This is a genomic window from Methyloversatilis thermotolerans (assembly GCF_000372885.1).
GTDB classification, from domain to species: domain Bacteria; phylum Pseudomonadota; class Gammaproteobacteria; order Burkholderiales; family Rhodocyclaceae; genus Methyloversatilis; species Methyloversatilis thermotolerans.
Genome location: NZ_KB889967.1, coordinates 514,388 through 531,010, shown reverse-complemented (window position 1 = coordinate 531,010; position 16,623 = coordinate 514,388). Strand labels below are relative to the sequence as shown.

The window sequence follows — 16,623 nt, the reverse complement described above, 5'->3', positions numbered from 1 at the left end:
CGCACTATACGGTCCATATCACGTACGTTATATTCCACGCAATAGTTGCTGCCATGCAGCAGCAACTTCCAAAAAAAGATCCATGCGCCGGGAACCACAATGAACACGTCCACCCTTGTTGCCGCCAGCTTGCTGGCTTCACTGTCGCTGTCGGCCCACGCCACAATCGACCTCGCGCCGACACTGTCGGGCAGCTATGCCTCGGGCAGCGGTGCCGACGCCCGTTTCGTCAAGATCGACGACAACTGGCAGGGCAGCACCGTGCTGTGGGACGAAGCCACGCAGACCTATGGCAGCGGCCAGCCGATCGGCAGCTTCGTCTGGGGCACCGGCGTGTGGGGTCTGGCCGACTGGCAGGCGCTGATCAACGCGCCCGCCGGGCAATCGCCGGTCCTCTCGACATGGACTGGCATCGCCTCGACCATCAATTTCGGCAACACGCTCTACAACGAGCTGTACAGCGGTCAGTGGGGCGGCACGAACGCGATGCCACAGCCCGAGCTGCAGACCAACTGGCTGGCACAGTTCACCGGCTACATCCGCATCACCGAAGCCGACCTGTACAACTTCTCGGTGCTGTACGACGACGGCTTCACCTTCACGCTGTTCGGTGAGGACGGCAATTCGGTCAGCATGGCGCAGGACGGCATCAATCCGCGCGATCGCCAGGGCTTCGGCGAAGACCTGATGCTCGATGTCGGCCTGTATCGCTTCGAACTGGGTGTCTACAACAGGCTGGAAGCCGGCGTGGTCGACCTGCGCTGGAGCCGCGGTTCGGGCGACGACTGGACTGTCGTCCCGACCGAAAACCTGGTCACTTCGCCAGTCCCGGTACCGGAGCCCGGCACCTGGGCGATGTTCGCCGCTGGCCTGCTGGCGCTTGCGGCGGTGGTGCGGCGACGCACCTGATGCGTCGGGACCCTCTGCGCAGCCCGCACCAGAAGCTCTTCCATCTATTCATTGTCGTATCCGGCTGGACATTGTTCTTGCTGGCCTGGATGCGGGTGGCGAGCGATCTGCCCGACTATGCGGTGCTTGCGAAAATGGTGATCGGCACGCTGGTCGTGGCGCCGCTGGTCACGTTGTACTGGGTGCTGCACAATCTGGCGATCGCCCGCGTCAAGGGTCCACGCACGCGCGCCATCGAGGCCGAGGCACACTATGTCCGCGACTGGAACGGGCGCGAAGTGATCGCCGACTGGGCGGCCGTGCGGACGGCCGGCATCACGGTCATCGGCATCGTCGATGACCGCAAGGTCTACCGCACGCTGATACGCCGTGACCACGAAGGTCGCGTGCTCACCCGCATCTTCGCCAAGGGCTGACGCCCATGGCCACCAGTTCGCAGTTCATCCTGTCGCTGCAGCACACGACGGTCTACGACCTCATGCTGCTGTTCTTCGCTGCCTATCCCATCGTTTCCAGCCTGGTGTGGATCACCACCTCGCTGTTCTTCGTGCTGCGCTGGGAACGCGATGAGGACACGGAGCCGGACCGCAGTTGGGCGCCACCGGTCACCGTGCTCATGCCGGCGCACAACGAGGAAGCGATGATCGGCCGCTCGCTCGCGGCCGCATGCAATATCGACTACCCGGATTACGAAATCGTCGTGGTGAATGACGGTTCCAGCGACTACACGGTGCAGCGCGTGCTGCCTTTCGTGCAGTCCGGCCGCGTGCGGCTGATCGACAAGCGGGTGAACGAGGGCAAGGCGCTGGCGCTGAACGATGCGCTGCCCATGGTGCGCGGCGACATCGTGCTCATCATGGATGCCGATGCGGAACCGGAACCCGACATCCTGTGGCGCATGGTGCCGCACTTCCGCAGCGCGCGCGTGGCGGCGGTCACCGGCAATCCGCGGGTGCGCAATGTCGACAGCTTCCTGGCGCGGCTGCAGGCGATCGAATTCACGTCCATCGTGAGCCTGCTGCGACGCTCGCAGCGCATCTGGGGCCGCATCGTCACCGTGTCCGGCGTGGTTGCGGCCTTCCGCAAGAGCGCTCTGTTCGCGGTGGATGGCTTCTCGCCCGACATGCCGACCGAGGACATCGAACTCACCTGGAAGCTGCAGCGGCGCTTCTTCGACATCCGCTACGAGCCGCGCGCCATCGTCTGGATGACGGTACCCACCCATTTCAAGGCCTTGTTCCGGCAGCGGCTGCGCTGGGCGCGCGGGTTGATGGAAGTGCTGCACCGGCACGCCGACGTGATGCTGCACTGGCGCTACCGCCGCATGTGGCCAATGTTCGTCGAGTCCATCCTGTCCATCCTGTGGGCCGTCGTATTCATGCTGCTCAGCGCGCTGTGGTTCGTGTCCTGGTCCATGGGCATTCCGCCCGTGGGTGCCTCGCCCTTTCCCAACCTGTGGGGCATGGCAATCGCGACGCTGTGCCTGCTGCAACTCGCGCTGGGTACGCTGATCGACCATCGCTACGACCGCGGCATCTGGAAGTACTTCCCGTATGCCGTGTTCTATCCGCTGATCTACTGGGCCTTCCTGTCCATCACCACCTGTCTGTCTCTTTCTCATCTGTTCGTGCGCCCCTCGCGCGAGCCGGTGCGCTGGAACACGCCCCGCAGCGGCCCGGAGGCCTGATACATTGCGCGCCATGAAAGCCCGTTCCGCCCTGGTTGCGCTGCTCGTCGCGCTGGCCCTGCCGGCCGCGCATGCCGTGCATCCGCAGCGCGAACAGGCACGCGTGCTGGTGGCGCAGCAGCGCTACGCCGAAGCGCTGGAACTGTTGCGGCCACTGGCCGGACAGTATCCGGATGACAGCGACCTGCTGATCGAAATCGCCCGCGTCGAAGGTTTCGCCGACCACAACGCGCGCGCGGCCGACCTGTACGAGAGCGTGCTGGCGCGCGCGCCACAGCGGCGCGATGACGTGATCGATTCGCTCGCCTGGCAGTCGCTCTGGGCCGGCCGCCATGCCCGCGCGATCGAGCTGTTCCGCGCGCGCATGCATGACGCACTCAGTCCGCAGCAAGGCGCCGATGTGCGCCGCGGATTGATCGACGCCTTGCGCGCCCGGTTCTATGCGCAGGTCGAACGCGGCGACAGTGCGGAGGCGCTCGCCACGGCCGATCAGCTCGACGCGATACGCCCGCCCGATGCCGATGCGCTGGCCGAGCGTGCGCGGCTGCTCGCACGCATGGACCGCAATCGCGAATCGGCGGCGAGTTACGCGCGCGCCATCGAACGGGCGCCGGAACGTCGCCGCGAATGGCTGGCCCCCTACGCCTGGCAGACGCTGTGGTCAGGCGACGCGCACGCCGCGCGCACGCTGTTCGCCGAAGCGCATGCCGCCGGCGTGGAACTGCCGGAGAGCTGGCGCGGACTGGCGCAGTCCTGCGCCGCGCTCGATCGCCATCCGTGCGCGGTCGAGGCCTGGCAACGCCTGCTGCAGGCGCGTCCGGACGATCGCGCCGCGCGCCTCGGCCTGGCCCGGGCACTGCTGTGGTCGGATCGCACAGAGGACGCGCGCATCGAGTACGAGGCACTGGTCGCGCGCGACCCGCAGGACCGCGATGCGCGCATCGGACTCGCGCAGGCACAGAACTTCGGCGGCCGGCATCGCGCCGCCGTGCAGACCTTCGACAGCCTGGGCACGCTGTCCGACGAAGGCGAACGCGTGGCCAAGGCACGCGCACTGTATTGGGCAGGCTACGCCGACCAGGCGATGCCGCTGCTCGAACCGCTGGAAGACCCGAATGCGCGCTGGCTGCGCGACTGGCGCATACGGCGCGAGGTGCAGAATTACGCCTCCGCCGGCCTGGATGCATCCGAGGATGCCGACAGGCTGTTCATAGTCACCCCTTGGGCGCTGGCGGGCTGGCGCCTGTCGCCCGACCGCAACGTGGAAGTGGGGCTGCGCCTGCCTCACATCAGCGGACGACCGGTCGTCGGCAATGAACCGCGCCGGTCCATCGATGGCCGTGAGCTTTCCGTGAGCTACGGACTGCGGCTGGGCGATGTGCGCAGCCGCTACGGTTCGGCATGGACCTCGTTCACCGTCGGCGCGCGCGACTATGACGGCTGGTCAAGCGGACTGTGGCGCGCGCGCGCGCGCTACCTACCGACCGACCGCTGGCGCGTCGACGCCGAGGCAGGCAATGGCATCATCGATACCGTCACCGCCTTGCGCAATCAGGTTGATTACCGCGACATGTCGCTCGGCGCAGAATTCCGTCCGGTACCTGAATGGAGCCTCGCCGCTGGCGTGGCCCGACTCGATTTCGACGATGGCAACACGCGCAACCGCCTCACGTGGCGAGCCGATCGCGCGATATGGCGACTGCCCAAGGTGCTGCTCGGCATCGAAGGCCAGACCTTCGACAACTCGCGCCCCTGGAACGAATTCCGCGAGAACCGCGGCTACTACAACCCGGACCGCTATATCGAAGGCCGCATCTTCGCCGCGCTGTACGGCGAGAAAGGGCCTTGGACCGGCTATGCGAAAGCCGGCATCGGCCGCTATCACGAGAAGGATGGCTGGGGCAGTACCGCCTCCGGCCGCAACTATCTGCTCGAAGGCTGGATCGCCTACGACCTCGGGCCCGGCTGGCAACTGCGTGCCGCTGCAGGCATGTCGGACAGCGAAGCCGGATCGCCGGGCGGCGGCAGCGGCTACTGGCGGCGCTTCGGCAGCTTTTCCGTCAACGCCTGGTGGTAAGCGGCGGGATTGCGGACATGCGGCCATCGGCAACGCATCCGGCTAGCTGCGCCACACTCCGATCGCCAGCGCGATCCAGCCGCCAATGAAGGCCAGGCCGCCGAAGGGCGTCACCATGCCGAGCGCGCGCATATCGCTCAAGGCCATCGCGTAGAGGCTGCCGCTGAAGAGCAGGATGCCGGCCAGCATGAGCACGGCAGAAATGGCGAGCGCGCGCGAGGCGCGCAGGTGCAGCGACAGCACGCCGACGAGTGCCAGCGCCAGCGCATGCCAGAAGTGGTATTGCACGGCCGTCTGCCATACGCCGAGCATGTATTCGTCCAGTCGCGCGCGCAGCGCGTGCGCGCCGAAGGCGCCGGTCATGACTGCGAGTGCGCCAGCCAGTGCGGCAATGGTCAGCCAGCGGCGCGCGCCGGGAGGAAGCGTGTTTTCCATGATGAGCGGGAATCTCGATAGATGATCCAACAGCGAGCCATGCCAGCGCGTCACGATGCATGAACGGACAGCCGCAAGCGATGATGACGCACATGCGCGCACGCAGCATACGCAAGCGGAGTGCCTGCGCACAGTCCGCCCGCCAAGTCGGCCCTATCCGTGACCTGTGCGCCGAGCGACCGCACGCATCGCGCATTCGTGCGGCTATGCTGGTCGCTCCATCACCATGAGGCGAGCGCTTTCAACCATCGACATGGACGCGAAGGACCGTACTGAGCACTGGAGCGCCCCCGATGCCGAAGGGCTCGCCTGCCTGCGTCCGGGAGATCCCAGGCGCGCCACGCTGCGCGACCGGCGTCATTGGCGCGCGGTGCGTCCGCAGCCTTTGGCGGCCGACACCTGGCCGTCGGAATGGCGCGCCATGGTATCCGCCTGGGTCGCGCGTCGGGGTGAAGGACCGGTGCGGCGCGACGTGCTGCTGAAATCCGCCGGCGCAGCGCGGGCGCACGACATGGACCGCGTGATCGACCTGCTGCTGCGCGCCGGCCTGATCGAAACCGAGGAGCGCTTCGAACGCGGCAGTTGGTGGCTGCATGCGGTGCGCTTCACCGGCGCCCCGGCCTTGCGCAGCGCACTCGGTCTGCCCGAACCTGACCACGCCAGACAGATCTGGGCGGGTCGGCGCGACACCCGGTTCGATGATGCGGAACTGGATGCCGCCGTCGATGCACTCGATGCGGAGCCACCGGCCCGCGCGCTGTCGCGGCTCGCGCTGCTCGAGTCGCTCGCACGGTGGAGCGCCGAAGGACGCAGCGGCACCTGGCGCGATTTCGCCCAGTTCGCCCGCGGCGATACCAAGGCCGTGACCGGAAGCGAACGGGAGTGGCTGAATGCCGCGACCGATCTCGCCCGGCGCGGCATCGAGGACCATACGCCGCTGCTGCGTCTGCGCGCCCCGTTGCGGCTGCACAGCTCGGCAGGCGTGCTGGATCTCGGCGCGGCCGGCGATTTCATCGGTTTGAGCCCCCGCACGCTTGAACATTCGAGGGTGGAGGGAAAACCGGCATGCTGGCGACTGGTCGAGAACCTCAGCAGTTTCGAGCGCGTGGCGCGCAGCGCCGCAGCGGACGAGGCCGTGCTGTGGTTGCCCGGCTACCCACCGTCGTGGTGGCTGCAGGCGATACGCACACTGCTGGCGGCCGCGCCGGCACCGTGCTTCATCGCCTGCGACCCCGATCCGGACGGCATCGCCATCGCTCTTCACGCCGCCCGGATCTGGCAGGAGAAGGGGCTCGTATGGTCGCCATGGCACATGAGCGCAGAGGATCTGGCCGGTCTGTCCGTACGTCGCTCGCTGACCGCACGCGATCGCGAAAAACTGCTCCTGCTGCGATCACAAGGTCTGCCGCCGACGCTGGATGCACTTGCGGGCGCCATGCTTGCCAGCGGCGAGAAGGGCGAGCAGGAGGCCCTGCTCTGAGCACCGCCCGCGACTGGAGAAATTCATGAGTCCCTGTTCCAGACGCAAGCGATGAGTCTGCATCGCTGCAGGCGCAGTATCCGATCCATGCACTGCATGTCGCAGTGAGTACATCAAGACCGAGGAGAGACACATGAACTGGGAAACCCCGAAGGCCACCGACCTGCGTTTCGGCTTCGAAATCACCATGTACGTCGCCAACCGCTGATCTTCGGCGCTTGAGCAAACAAGAAAGCGGGCATTGCCCGCTTTCTTGTTTTCCAGCCCTCACATCTGCGCTCTCGCCGGGCTGCGGTAAGCTCCGGCCCATGTCCAGCACCCTCGCCTCACCGGTCCATAGCGACCTCACCATCAAGAAAAGCCGTTTCCTCGGCTGTGTCGAACCGATGCCCGACCGCAGCGCTGCGCAACAGCGCGTGCTGGAACTGTGGCGTCAGCACCCGGGCGCCACGCATGTGTGCTGGGCGCTGCTGGCGGGTGGCCAGTCCGCGGCCGTGGATGACGGCGAACCCAGCGGCACTGCAGGCCGCCCCATGCTCGAAGTGCTGCGACATCAGGATCTGGAAGGCGTGCTCGCCACCGTCGTGCGCTACTACGGAGGCATGAATCTGGGCGCGGGCGGCCTGGTCCGCGCCTACACCGACGCCGTCGCACAGGCGCTCCTGTCGGCGGTGAAAGTGCCGCTCACCCGCGTGCGCACGCTGCGCTGCACCCTGCCCTACTCGCTTGAAGGCCTGGTGCGCCGGGAAATCGACGCCGCGCGTGCCACGCTGGAAGAGGTCGCGCACGGATCGGTCGTCGCCATGGCCATACGCCTGCCGGAACCGGACGCTCCGCGTTTCGTCGCCCGGCTCAACGACGCCAGTCAGGGCCGCATAGGCTGGATCGAAGGCTGACGCCAGCTATGTCAATGGCTTCCCCTCTCCCACATCAGTGGGGCAGGAGGTGAAGGTGAGCGGGCTCGCCCGCGATACGGTCTGGAACGAAGCCAGCGGCCTGCGCAAGCCCCATCGCGGCCAGAGGCCGCTCCCACAAAAGCTCGGCCAGGCCGAGAACGAAGCCGGAGGTTTCGTGGGAACGGGCTTGCCGGCGATTGCAGCCTCGATCGAAGCCAGCGGCCGGTATGTGCGGAGTCGCGGCCTTGGGGTCGCTCCTGCAACAGCGTACCCTGGCCACGATGCGTCGCGTGTGTGCGTTGTATCAATACAGCGGGGACGGCGTGGGCAGTGGCGGCAGGGTGGGCGGCAGCGATTGTTCGCCGCGCACGAAGGCGCTGACGGCCGCGACGGTGGCGGGATCCTTCAGCACGCGGTTGTGACCCAGACCCCAGGTCTGCAGCAGGCGGGCGCGCGGCATCACGCTGGACAGACGCTGGGCGTGCGCGAACGGGACACGTTCGTCGTCGGCGTCATGCACCAGCAGGGCGGGCAGCTCCACGCTCCGCAGTTCATCGATGCGGTCGATCTCGTCGAAGGGCAGCCCGTAATGCCGCTCGAGTCGCTTGCGCATGGCTTCGCGCACGCGCGGCGACAGGCCGATCAGCGCCGAGAAACGCAAGGTGTGTTCGTGTATCGATGCCGGTGCGCCGATGAATACCGCGCGTCCGAAGCGCAGGCCACGGCGCAACGCCAGTCCGATCGCCGCCGCGCCAAGCGAATGCCCGACCGCGGCCGCGAAAGGCCCGTGCGTCTGGTTCAGCGCCTGCAGCGTGTGCACGAAGTCGGGCAGCCCGACGCGCGCGCGACCGCTTTCGCCATGGCCGGGCTGGTCGTACCACACCACGCGCAGTCCCGCATCGAGCAACGCGGCGGCCAGCGCCGACATCTGCGTGCCACGCCCGCCCCAGCCATGCGCCAGCAGTACCGCGGGCGCCTCGACCGGGCCGGCGGTCCAGACCGCAATGTCATGCCGGCCGGCGCTCACCGTCTCGCGCCGCGCCGGAAGCCGGGATGCCACCGCCCGCCTGGGCCTGGGCGGTGTCGTGAACAGTCGCTCCGCGGTGCGCCGGGCCAGTTCGGGCGCGACGCGGCTGGTCAGCCGGAAATAGTTGCGCAGCAGCAGCACAACCGGCAGCGACACGCCGATCGCGGCCGGTGCATGGGCGGGAAGGTCGGAAGCGAGAGCAGTCATGGCAGCGGACGTCCGGATACTTCGAATTCGTGGATCAGGCGCGAAAAGGCGTTGCGCGCGCGCTCGGCGGCACGGCTGTCGTCCATCAGACGGGCCGCGTGGTAATAGCCGAGCACGATGGAAAACATGTCGAAGGCAAACTGGTCGGCATCGACCTCCGGCCGCAGATGACCTGCGTCGATGGCAATGCGCACCGCCTTCACCAGCGCCTGCTGCAGTTCGCAGTAGTGCTTCACCAGACGCTCGCGCATCGGACCCGGCCGGTCGTCGTATTCCACCGACGCTGCATGGATCGGACAGCCATGTGACAGACCACCGCGCTGCGTCCAGCCCAGCCAGCCGTCGAACATGGCCCAAAGCCGGGGCAGCCCGCGTGCCACCGCGAACGCCGGAATCATCACCGTGTCGGCGAACCTCTGCGCCGCGGTGTCGATGGCAGCGCACTGCAGTTCTTCGCGCGAACCGAAGTGCGCGAACAGACCGCTCTTCGACAGCCCGGTGCGCTCTGCGAGCGCGCCTATGGTCAATGACTCGAAACCCGCCTCGCTGGCTTGCGCCACGGCGGCTTCGAGGATGACCGAACGCGTGTGCTCTCCCTTGCCCATGGATGAATGATACGAACGGTCGTGCTATTTTTCAAGCAAACCGACACCGTGTCCGCCGCGCGGCTCATTCCCGGTCATATGGCGCGGACGCCAGCGCCCTCCGGGCAAGGGGACCTGGCGTCGGTCCGCAGCGTGCTCAGGCCGCGGCGGCGCGACCCCTGCTGCGGAGATAGCCGCCAAGCGCGGCGACGCACAGCAGTGAAATCGCGAGCCAGAGCGTCTGCTTCGGCTGCAGCACCGGTGCCTTTTCCCGCTTCACCTCTTCCATCTGGAACCCTTCGAGGGCTTGTGGCCGAGCAGCTTCAACGGGTCGCGCGGCGGCATTCGCGTCCGCGGCCGACGAGGGCTGGCCATCGCGCGCAACCGGCCCGGCGGGGCTCGCCCGCTGCGCCGTAGCGGCCGCCGTTGCCGCCGCCGGAGCGCCGCGCTGCGCGAGCGCCCGGTCCTGCTGGCGCGCCAGTTCAACGATTTCCGGACTGGAGCAGGTGTCTCGATAGCAGGCCACGCCGGCTTCCGCAATCGCTTCCATGTTCGCTTTCCTGAGCGCATCCACCGTTTCCGGTGAAGCTTTCCAGTAACCCTTGTTCACCGCGGTCAGCATGCGATCCACCATGCCCTGGAAGGCGAGCATGTTGTCAGACTGACGAAACTTGTCACGTATGCCGAGGCCATGCTTGTCCGCGACATAGGTTTCGTACATTTCCTGCCATTTCGCGTCGTCGATCCTGTCCGGCGTCGTGACCGTCCAGCCCCAGAGATGTTCGACCACACGGTTCACGAAGCGCGCCCCGGCATAACCTTCCTTGAACATGGCATCGATCCATGCCGGATTGAGATAGCGGGCACGCATTTCGCGTCCCATGTACTTTTCCAGTGTTTCAGTGCGGATGTCGCGCGGATTGGCCATATTGGTCACCAGCACCTCCGGTGTGCTGCCGTTGACCTGGCGCACCGCCATCGCGGTGCCGCCGAGGTACTGGTAGAAGTCGTCGTTATCCAGCGTCGCGTAGATATTGGACGAGCGGCTGTGCACCGCACCCTGCACGCCGGTCAGGGCCATCTTGAGCAGATCCACGCCCAGCGTTCGCGGCAGCTCGGCAACGACCTTGCCATCCTTGATCGTACGTCCGCCCCACATGCCCTGGCCGAAAGGATGGCTCATGCGCATGAAATACACGTCCGCCACCTGCTGTTCGCTGTCCCAGGTATTGGACAGCGGCACCACCTTGTCGAGGTTCGTGCCATAGGCACCGGATGGCACCGAAAAAAGCCGCACGCCGGCCAGCTTTTCCGCTTCGTCCTCGGCCAGTCCCTTGGCCAGCAGCAAGGCCTTCGCGGTCTCGAAATGCCGACGCATCGGATTGTCCGCCTCCGGACTGTTGCGCGCCGCAGTGGCGGCATCGTCAAGGAACTTGATCAGCGGCGAAAACAGGTCACGGTAAAGGCCGGATGGAATCACCGTCACGTCCACGCGAGGCCGCCCGAGTTCCTCGCGTGGAATCGCGGCCACGGCGGTGACCCGTCCACGCCCGTCCCACACCGGCTTGACCCCCCACAGCGCCATGATCTGCGCTTCCATGATGCCTTCGTGTCGCGACGACTCGACCCCCCACAGATTGAACACAAGTCGGGTGGGCCCGCTTCCATGACGCTTCTTCCAGGAGGCGACCAGTTCCTCGGCGAGTTTTGCACCGGTGGCATAGGTGGCCGGGGTGGGCAGACGCGAAGGGTCGAAGCCATAGAGATTGCGGCCCGTGGGCAGCGAGTCCGGATTGCGGATCGGATCGTTGCCGGGGCCGGCTTTCACATAGCGTCCCGCCAGTCCGGCCATCAGTGCATCCAGTTCGCTGCGGCCGCTGTCCAGCAATGCCTGCTCGAGTTCGGTCATGCGCACCGCGCGAAGCTCGTCACTCAGTCCGCTCTCGACCGACAGTATGGCGTCTGCGGTGGATCGCCTGCGTTCGGGCGCGGGCGCGACGCCGAAGGTATGCATGCCGAAGGGGCTGCGCTTCTCGCCGATGTCCTTCAGGTAGTGCTCGATCTCTTCGACCGCGTGATCATCGACCTCGGCAATGTCCAGATCCCTGAGCAGGCCCATGCGGCTGGCACGCGAGGCAATGTCGGCAAGGATGGCCGCAGGTGCGAGTGCCCCCTTCTCCCGGGCGACGCCATAGTCGGAAATGAGGCCCATCAGCTCGGACAGGTCGGGATTCAGCCCCGCCTTGTCCAGCGGCGGCGTCATGTGGGAAACGAGCGTTGCCATGCCGCGTCTCTTGGCCTGCAGACCTTCGCCGATGTCATCCACGATATAGGGATAGAGCTGCGGCACCGGTCCGACGAACAGTTCGCCCGGGTCGCCCGCCGTATAGCCCACCTCCTTGCCGCTGTGCCATTCGTGCGTGGCATGCGTGCCGACGTGCACCATGGCGCTCACATTCACCTCCTTCTGCAGCCAGAGGTAGAACGCGAGGTACTGATGGTGCGGCGGCACGGTCACGTCGTGATAGAGCTTCTTCACATCCTGTTCCCAGCCGCGCGCCGGTTGCGGCGCGAACAGCACATTGCCCCAGCGCTGCGCCGGAAAGATGAAGTACGGCGTGCCCTGCTTGTCGCGCCAGATCGAAACGGTGGAATTTTCCGGCCGCCCCCAGGCCTCCTCCATCGCCTTGCGCAGCGCGGGTGGCAGACGATCGAAGTGTTTCCGGTATTCCGATACCGGCCACAGCACCGCCCGGCCGCTGCGCGCAAGCGCCTCGATCGCACCGGGGGCCCAGTTGCCGATGTTGGCGCCATGGTCGCGGATGGCATCGAACAACTGTTGCTCGCTGTCCGGCGCGCCTTTGGCCCAGTAACCTTCCTGCCGCAAGCGGGCCAGGATCTGCCACAGGGAACGCGGCAGCACGTTCAGATAGGACGCGCCGATATTCTCCTTGCCCGGCGGATAGTTGTAATAGAGGACGGCCACCTTTTTCGCCGGTGGCGGTGAAGTCCGCAATTCGACCCAGCGCAGGGCGCGCTCGGCGACCCGCTCCACGCGTTCCGGAACAGGCATTTCCACTACGGACTCCAGGCCCGTGAGCGGGTCCCTGTCCTTTTCCTTGGTGGCGACCACGGTGGGCGATACGGCACCACCGAATTCGGCGGCGGCGATCTGCCACCCTCTTTCCATGATGTCCAGACCGACCGGTGAGGATTCCCATTGTTCGCGCGTCTGGTTGTGCAGGGTGATGGCGTTGATCACCGGCACGTCCAGCCGGCTCAATACCGGTATGGTCTTGTCCGGGGTCGATCCGATCTTCAGGCCGAGCGCGATCAGCGCGCGGATGCGCGCCTGCCCGGATTCGTCGATATAGAAGCGCTGGATCGCCTCGCCATCGGGAAAACCGAACACCGGCATGGCATTCAAGCCCCGCTTTTCCAGCGCGCGCACGATGGCGCGCACGGTTTCAAGCTGACCCGACATGGCATTGCTGCGATAGAACAGGATGCCCACCCAAGGAGCGCCTTCGATGCCGGGATGCAGTCGCCTGAATTCGTCGTGGCTTTCGGTCACCGTGCCGGTGCGCGGATCGAGGTAGGCCATGGCCGGCATCGGCCGGGGTGGCGCGGGCATGCGCCCCAGCTTCAGGTCGCGCGCCAGCGCATGCCGCACCATATTGGCGACGTTTTCCGGGCCACCCGCGAACATGTATTCGCGCAGCACGTCATCCTTGATCAGCCCGAAATTCCTGAAATCGTCGTCCCAGGTCGAGCCCACCGCATAGGCACGCTGCCCGCGCCGCGCCTGTGCGCTCAGGTCCGGTCCGAGCTGCGTCGCGAGGGAACGTCCCATGGTGAGCACGAACACGACGCGCGATGCACGCAGCTTCGCCAGATCCGCGCTCGCCAGATCGGTGCTCGGATACACCGCGTAATCGATGTCGCGCAGCGCGGCATCCCGCTTGAGCATGTCGATCGCCGTCAGCGCGGTGCGCGAATCGAGATCGCCCAGCACCAGGCTGACCGTGCTGCGCGCACCCCAGGCCACATTCACGCAGCAGGCAAGAAAAAGCAGGAGCAGTCTATTCAGGCACATAGACCACCCGCCCGTCGCCCAGACGGTATGCCGTCCCGAGCTTCTCGCCCTGTCCCGACAGCTTGCGGTCGGTCACCTTGTGCGCGGTGATTTCATTGCCCTTCTTGGTGATGACCTCGATCTCGCCATTGGCGCCCTTCTTGGTGATGGTCACTTCCGAATCCGGATTCACCAGGTCGATCATGTTGTAGGCCATGAACAGCGCGATCATCATCGACACGATGAACACCACCGAGGCGTCGAACAGATTCGCCACGCCCGAGATCGGATCCTCGAGCGCGTCGTCGCCGGCATCAAAGCGACGGCGTCGTTTCAGATAGCGCATGGCTCGCCTCGCTCGGTTGTGCGGCGCGGTCCCGGGCCGCCACCTCGGTCAGGAATTCCATTTCCCGGATGTCGGCCTGCAGCCATTTCTCGCGCGCCAGCGCGATCAGATAGGCCACCACGCCGCAGCCCAGACCGGCGACTGTCGCAGTGAAGGCGGTCACCATGCTGCCGGCCATCTTCGGAATATTGCCTTCGGCCAGCGCCGCCAGCGAAATGCCCATGGGAATGAGCGTGCCCATCAGCCCCAGCGCCGGACCCACCTTGATCACGAAGCGGATGCGATCGAGGCTGCGCGCGACATCCAGTTCGGCCCCCTGCAACAGGCGCTCCAGCCGTGCGTCCAGATGCGGGGTACGCGACGACAGTTCACGCTCCAGCGCAGCGCGGTAGGCAAGCACGGTCCGCGAATTGCGCCGCCGCTCCCAGGCCTCGTGCGCGAGGGCGCCCAGCGCCAGCACCACATAGACCACCAGCAGCGAAACCACGCCGATGACCGGCAGATAGAGTGCACTCGAAATTTCGAACAGGAAGCGCTCAAGCGCCAGAATCAGATTCATCAGAACTCTCCCGCCAGTTCGACGAAGAACGAACGGCCCGGCGCGCGGTAGGACGCGTAGTACTCGCGATCGGTCAGGTTGTCGATCGACACCGATGCCTTGAACTGGCGATTGATGCGGTAGCCGAGCCGCGCATCCACCAGAACGTAGCGGTCGTAGGCACTGGGCACGCCATCGACCACGTCGCTGTTCGCATCGGTGTTGTAGCGCCTGGCGACATAGCGCACCGAACCGGACGCCGACCAGTCGCCACGCGTCCAGTCGGCACCCAGCGACGCCATGCGACGCGGCACCTGCGTGAACTGCTTGCCCTCGGACGTCGGACTGGCCGCGTTGTCGGTCACTTCGGTGTCGTTGAAGGTGAAGGAGGCAAACGCGGCCCAGTTGTCATTGATGACCTGGCGCAGCGATGCTTCCACGCCGCGGCTTCTGGCGCGCCCGGCATTGATCCATGCCTGGCAGGCCAGCGTGGTCGTGCCGCACACGCTCAGCTTTTCCGCGCTGTCCGTTACGGTGCGGCGATAGATCATGTCCTTGAAGTCGTTGTGGAAATAGGTGAGCTTCAGATCGGCGCCCGGCCACGGCCTGAAATCGCCGCCGATGTCGTAACCGGTCATGGTTTCCGGTTCAAGCGCGGGGGTCCCGGCATAGACCGTGGTCGACGATTTCCAGGTGCGATACAGGTCGTAAATGCTGGGCGCGCGGAAGGCCTGGCCGGCACTCGCCCGCAGCGTGGCCGCCGGCGTCGCCTGCCACACGAGGCCCAGGCGCGGCGACAGCGCATCCGCCGTCTTGCCGGCATAGCGCTGGTTGAACCCGCCACTGGTCGCGTAATTGTCGGCATAGCCGTCACGGGCTTTCCAGCGGTCGTAGCGCATGCCGACATAGGCATGCAGTGCAGTCGCGACTTCGAGGTCGAGCTGGGCGAACGCACCCGTCGTATTGGCCCGCCCGCCGGAATCGGCCGCAAGCCGGGTGCGACTGCCGGGCGCGCGCCAGTCGGCCAGATCGTATTCGGACGTATCCGCCTTTTCCGCGCGCCAGGTCGCACCCCAGGTGAGCAGATGCCGTTCGAAAACCGGTGTATTGACCGCGGCTTCCAGTTGCGTGGTGCGCGACGGCGTCTGCGCGTAGCCGGACGCCGCCGCCCCGCCCGCGCGGGTGGCCGTGGTGGACGTCGAACTGATCGTGGTGTACCAGTTGGTGCCGACGTCGATCACCCCGCCCTGCAGCTTCAGCACTGACTCGCCGATGCGGGTTTCCAGACCGAGGCGGTAGATGTCGCGCACATACTCCCCCTGGCCCGGCAGAAAACTCGCTTCGCGCACCGACCCGTAGCTCCACACTTCCGCCCCGGCGGCATTGCGCAGATAGGTCGCGTAATCCTGGTAGTCGTAACGGTAGGAGGCCTTGGTGTAGCCGGCCGACAGCGTGGTGGCGTCGCTCACCTTGAGGCGGCCACGCAGCGAAATCTGCTGGTCGTTCCAGCCATTGTCACCGCGGTCGCCGATGATGTAGGTGCGCGCGCCGCTGGTCGTCGTGGTCGCGATGGCACCGGTGATGCCGCTGGTCGGCGCAGTCGTACTGGTCACGACATCCGACGCATAGCCCTCCGTCGTGGTGCCGCTGAACGAAACGATCAGGGACAGGCCGTTGTCCCAGGCATTGCCGGCCGACAGATAGCCGCGCAGCACATTGCCGGGCGCGCGATCGGTACCCAGACCGTTGCCATAGCCGAACTTGAAGCGGTACTCCTCCCGGGTCGGCATGCGGGTGGTGAAATTGACCACGCCGCCCATGGCACTGGAGCCGTAGAGGCTGGATCCGGCACCGAGCGCCACTTCCACGCGCTCGACATCCTCCGGTGCATAACCGCCGAGCTTGGCCGAATTTTCGTAAGCGTCATTCAGCGGCAGGCCGTCGATCATGATGAGCGAACGCTTGCCGCCGGGCACACCGCGCAGGCTGATTTCGCTCAAGACGTCCATAGAGCCCTTGCCGCGCCGCGCGAACACGCCCGGAATCAGGTTGATCGCGTCATCCAGTGTCTTGATGTTGCGCTTTTCCATGTCTTCGGCGGTCACCACGAAGCTGGCCACCGGCGTTTCGTCCACCGGCTTGGCCGTACGCGTCGCCGTCACCACCACATCGGGAAGTCGTGCCGTATCGGACGCTGCCGCGTCGAAGGCGATCAGGCTCAGCGCAAGAGCGGAAAACACCGGCCATCGATCCATGACCGCAGCGCAATCCACGGCACAATCATATGAACTATTTGAGATTCTTCTTACCACGGGTCAAAAAAAGTGCCGGTTTCCCGGCCTTTCCTTCATCGATCGGATCC

At 66.0% G+C, this 16,623-nt stretch carries 14 protein-coding genes; 7 read left to right on the top strand and 7 right to left on the bottom strand.

What is annotated here, in order from left to right; all coding sequences use genetic code 11:
- Positions 1-99: 99 nt before the first annotated feature.
- The 4 genes from A3Q7_RS0102000 to A3Q7_RS0101985 are packed head-to-tail and all read left to right on the top strand — an operon-like array spanning position 100 to position 4,673.
- Positions 100-909: a PEP-CTERM sorting domain-containing protein gene (locus tag A3Q7_RS0102000; RefSeq protein ID WP_018410182.1), complete on the top strand. Its 810-nt coding sequence runs from the start codon at positions 100-102 to the stop codon at positions 907-909.
- The gene (locus A3Q7_RS0101995) at positions 909-1,325 is read left to right on the top strand and encodes a hypothetical protein (RefSeq protein ID WP_018410181.1); all 417 of its coding nucleotides are present in this window, start codon (positions 909-911) and stop codon (positions 1,323-1,325) included. The genes A3Q7_RS0102000 and A3Q7_RS0101995 overlap by 1 nt, the downstream gene beginning before the upstream one ends.
- Before the next feature lie 5 nt (positions 1,326-1,330).
- The gene (locus A3Q7_RS0101990) at positions 1,331-2,596 is read left to right on the top strand and encodes a glycosyltransferase (protein ID WP_018410180.1); all 1,266 of its coding nucleotides are present in this window, start codon (positions 1,331-1,333) and stop codon (positions 2,594-2,596) included.
- A 13-nt stretch (positions 2,597-2,609) separates the two neighbouring features.
- On the top strand, positions 2,610-4,673 hold the full coding sequence (locus A3Q7_RS0101985) for a tetratricopeptide repeat protein (protein WP_026224383.1): 2,064 nt from the start codon (positions 2,610-2,612) through the stop codon (positions 4,671-4,673).
- 42 nt (positions 4,674-4,715) lie between these two features.
- Here the strand turns inward: A3Q7_RS0101985 and A3Q7_RS0101980 are convergent, their stop codons facing one another.
- Entirely contained in the window at positions 4,716-5,108 is a 393-nt protein-coding gene (locus tag A3Q7_RS0101980) for a DUF423 domain-containing protein (RefSeq protein WP_018410179.1), read from the bottom strand.
- Between the two features lie 226 nt (positions 5,109-5,334).
- On the opposite strand from A3Q7_RS0101980, the gene A3Q7_RS0101975 reads away from it, so the two are divergent.
- From A3Q7_RS0101975 to A3Q7_RS0101970, 3 genes are all read left to right on the top strand, one after another.
- Positions 5,335-6,588, top strand: coding sequence for a DUF2399 domain-containing protein (locus A3Q7_RS0101975; RefSeq protein ID WP_040570661.1), 1,254 nt, complete (start codon positions 5,335-5,337; stop codon positions 6,586-6,588).
- A gap of 133 nt (positions 6,589-6,721) precedes the next feature.
- Entirely contained in the window at positions 6,722-6,796 is a 75-nt protein-coding gene (gene pqqA / locus A3Q7_RS20630; RefSeq protein ID WP_008060153.1) for a pyrroloquinoline quinone precursor peptide PqqA, read from the top strand.
- A 100-nt stretch (positions 6,797-6,896) separates the two neighbouring features.
- The gene (locus A3Q7_RS0101970) at positions 6,897-7,484 is read left to right on the top strand and encodes an IMPACT family protein (protein WP_018410177.1); all 588 of its coding nucleotides are present in this window, start codon (positions 6,897-6,899) and stop codon (positions 7,482-7,484) included.
- Between the two features lie 304 nt (positions 7,485-7,788).
- On the opposite strand, the gene A3Q7_RS0101965 is transcribed toward A3Q7_RS0101970, so the two are convergent.
- From A3Q7_RS0101965 to A3Q7_RS0101940, 6 genes are all read right to left on the bottom strand, one after another.
- Complete coding sequence (locus A3Q7_RS0101965; protein ID WP_018410176.1) at positions 7,789-8,718, bottom strand: alpha/beta fold hydrolase; 930 nt, start codon at positions 8,716-8,718, stop codon at positions 7,789-7,791.
- On the bottom strand, positions 8,715-9,323 hold the full coding sequence (locus A3Q7_RS0101960; protein WP_018410175.1) for a TetR/AcrR family transcriptional regulator: 609 nt from the start codon (positions 9,321-9,323) through the stop codon (positions 8,715-8,717). Before A3Q7_RS0101960 ends, A3Q7_RS0101965 begins: the two co-directional genes overlap by 4 nt.
- Before the next feature lie 136 nt (positions 9,324-9,459).
- Positions 9,460-13,398 (bottom strand): cobaltochelatase subunit CobN, encoded by a 3,939-nt coding sequence (locus tag A3Q7_RS0101955; protein WP_026224381.1) that lies wholly within the window; start codon positions 13,396-13,398, stop codon positions 9,460-9,462.
- A complete protein-coding gene (locus tag A3Q7_RS0101950; protein ID WP_026225022.1) occupies positions 13,385-13,723 on the bottom strand; it encodes a DUF2149 domain-containing protein in 339 nt (112 codons plus the stop codon). Before A3Q7_RS0101950 ends, A3Q7_RS0101955 begins: the two co-directional genes overlap by 14 nt.
- Positions 13,692-14,282 carry a MotA/TolQ/ExbB proton channel family protein gene (locus A3Q7_RS0101945; RefSeq protein WP_018410172.1) on the bottom strand — a complete coding sequence of 197 codons (591 nt, stop codon included), beginning with the start codon at positions 14,280-14,282 and terminating at the stop codon, positions 13,692-13,694. Before A3Q7_RS0101945 ends, A3Q7_RS0101950 begins: the two co-directional genes overlap by 32 nt.
- Complete coding sequence (locus A3Q7_RS0101940) at positions 14,282-16,516, bottom strand: TonB-dependent receptor (RefSeq protein ID WP_018410171.1); 2,235 nt, start codon at positions 16,514-16,516, stop codon at positions 14,282-14,284. The genes A3Q7_RS0101945 and A3Q7_RS0101940 overlap by 1 nt, the downstream gene beginning before the upstream one ends.
- Positions 16,517-16,623: the final 107 nt, after the last annotated feature.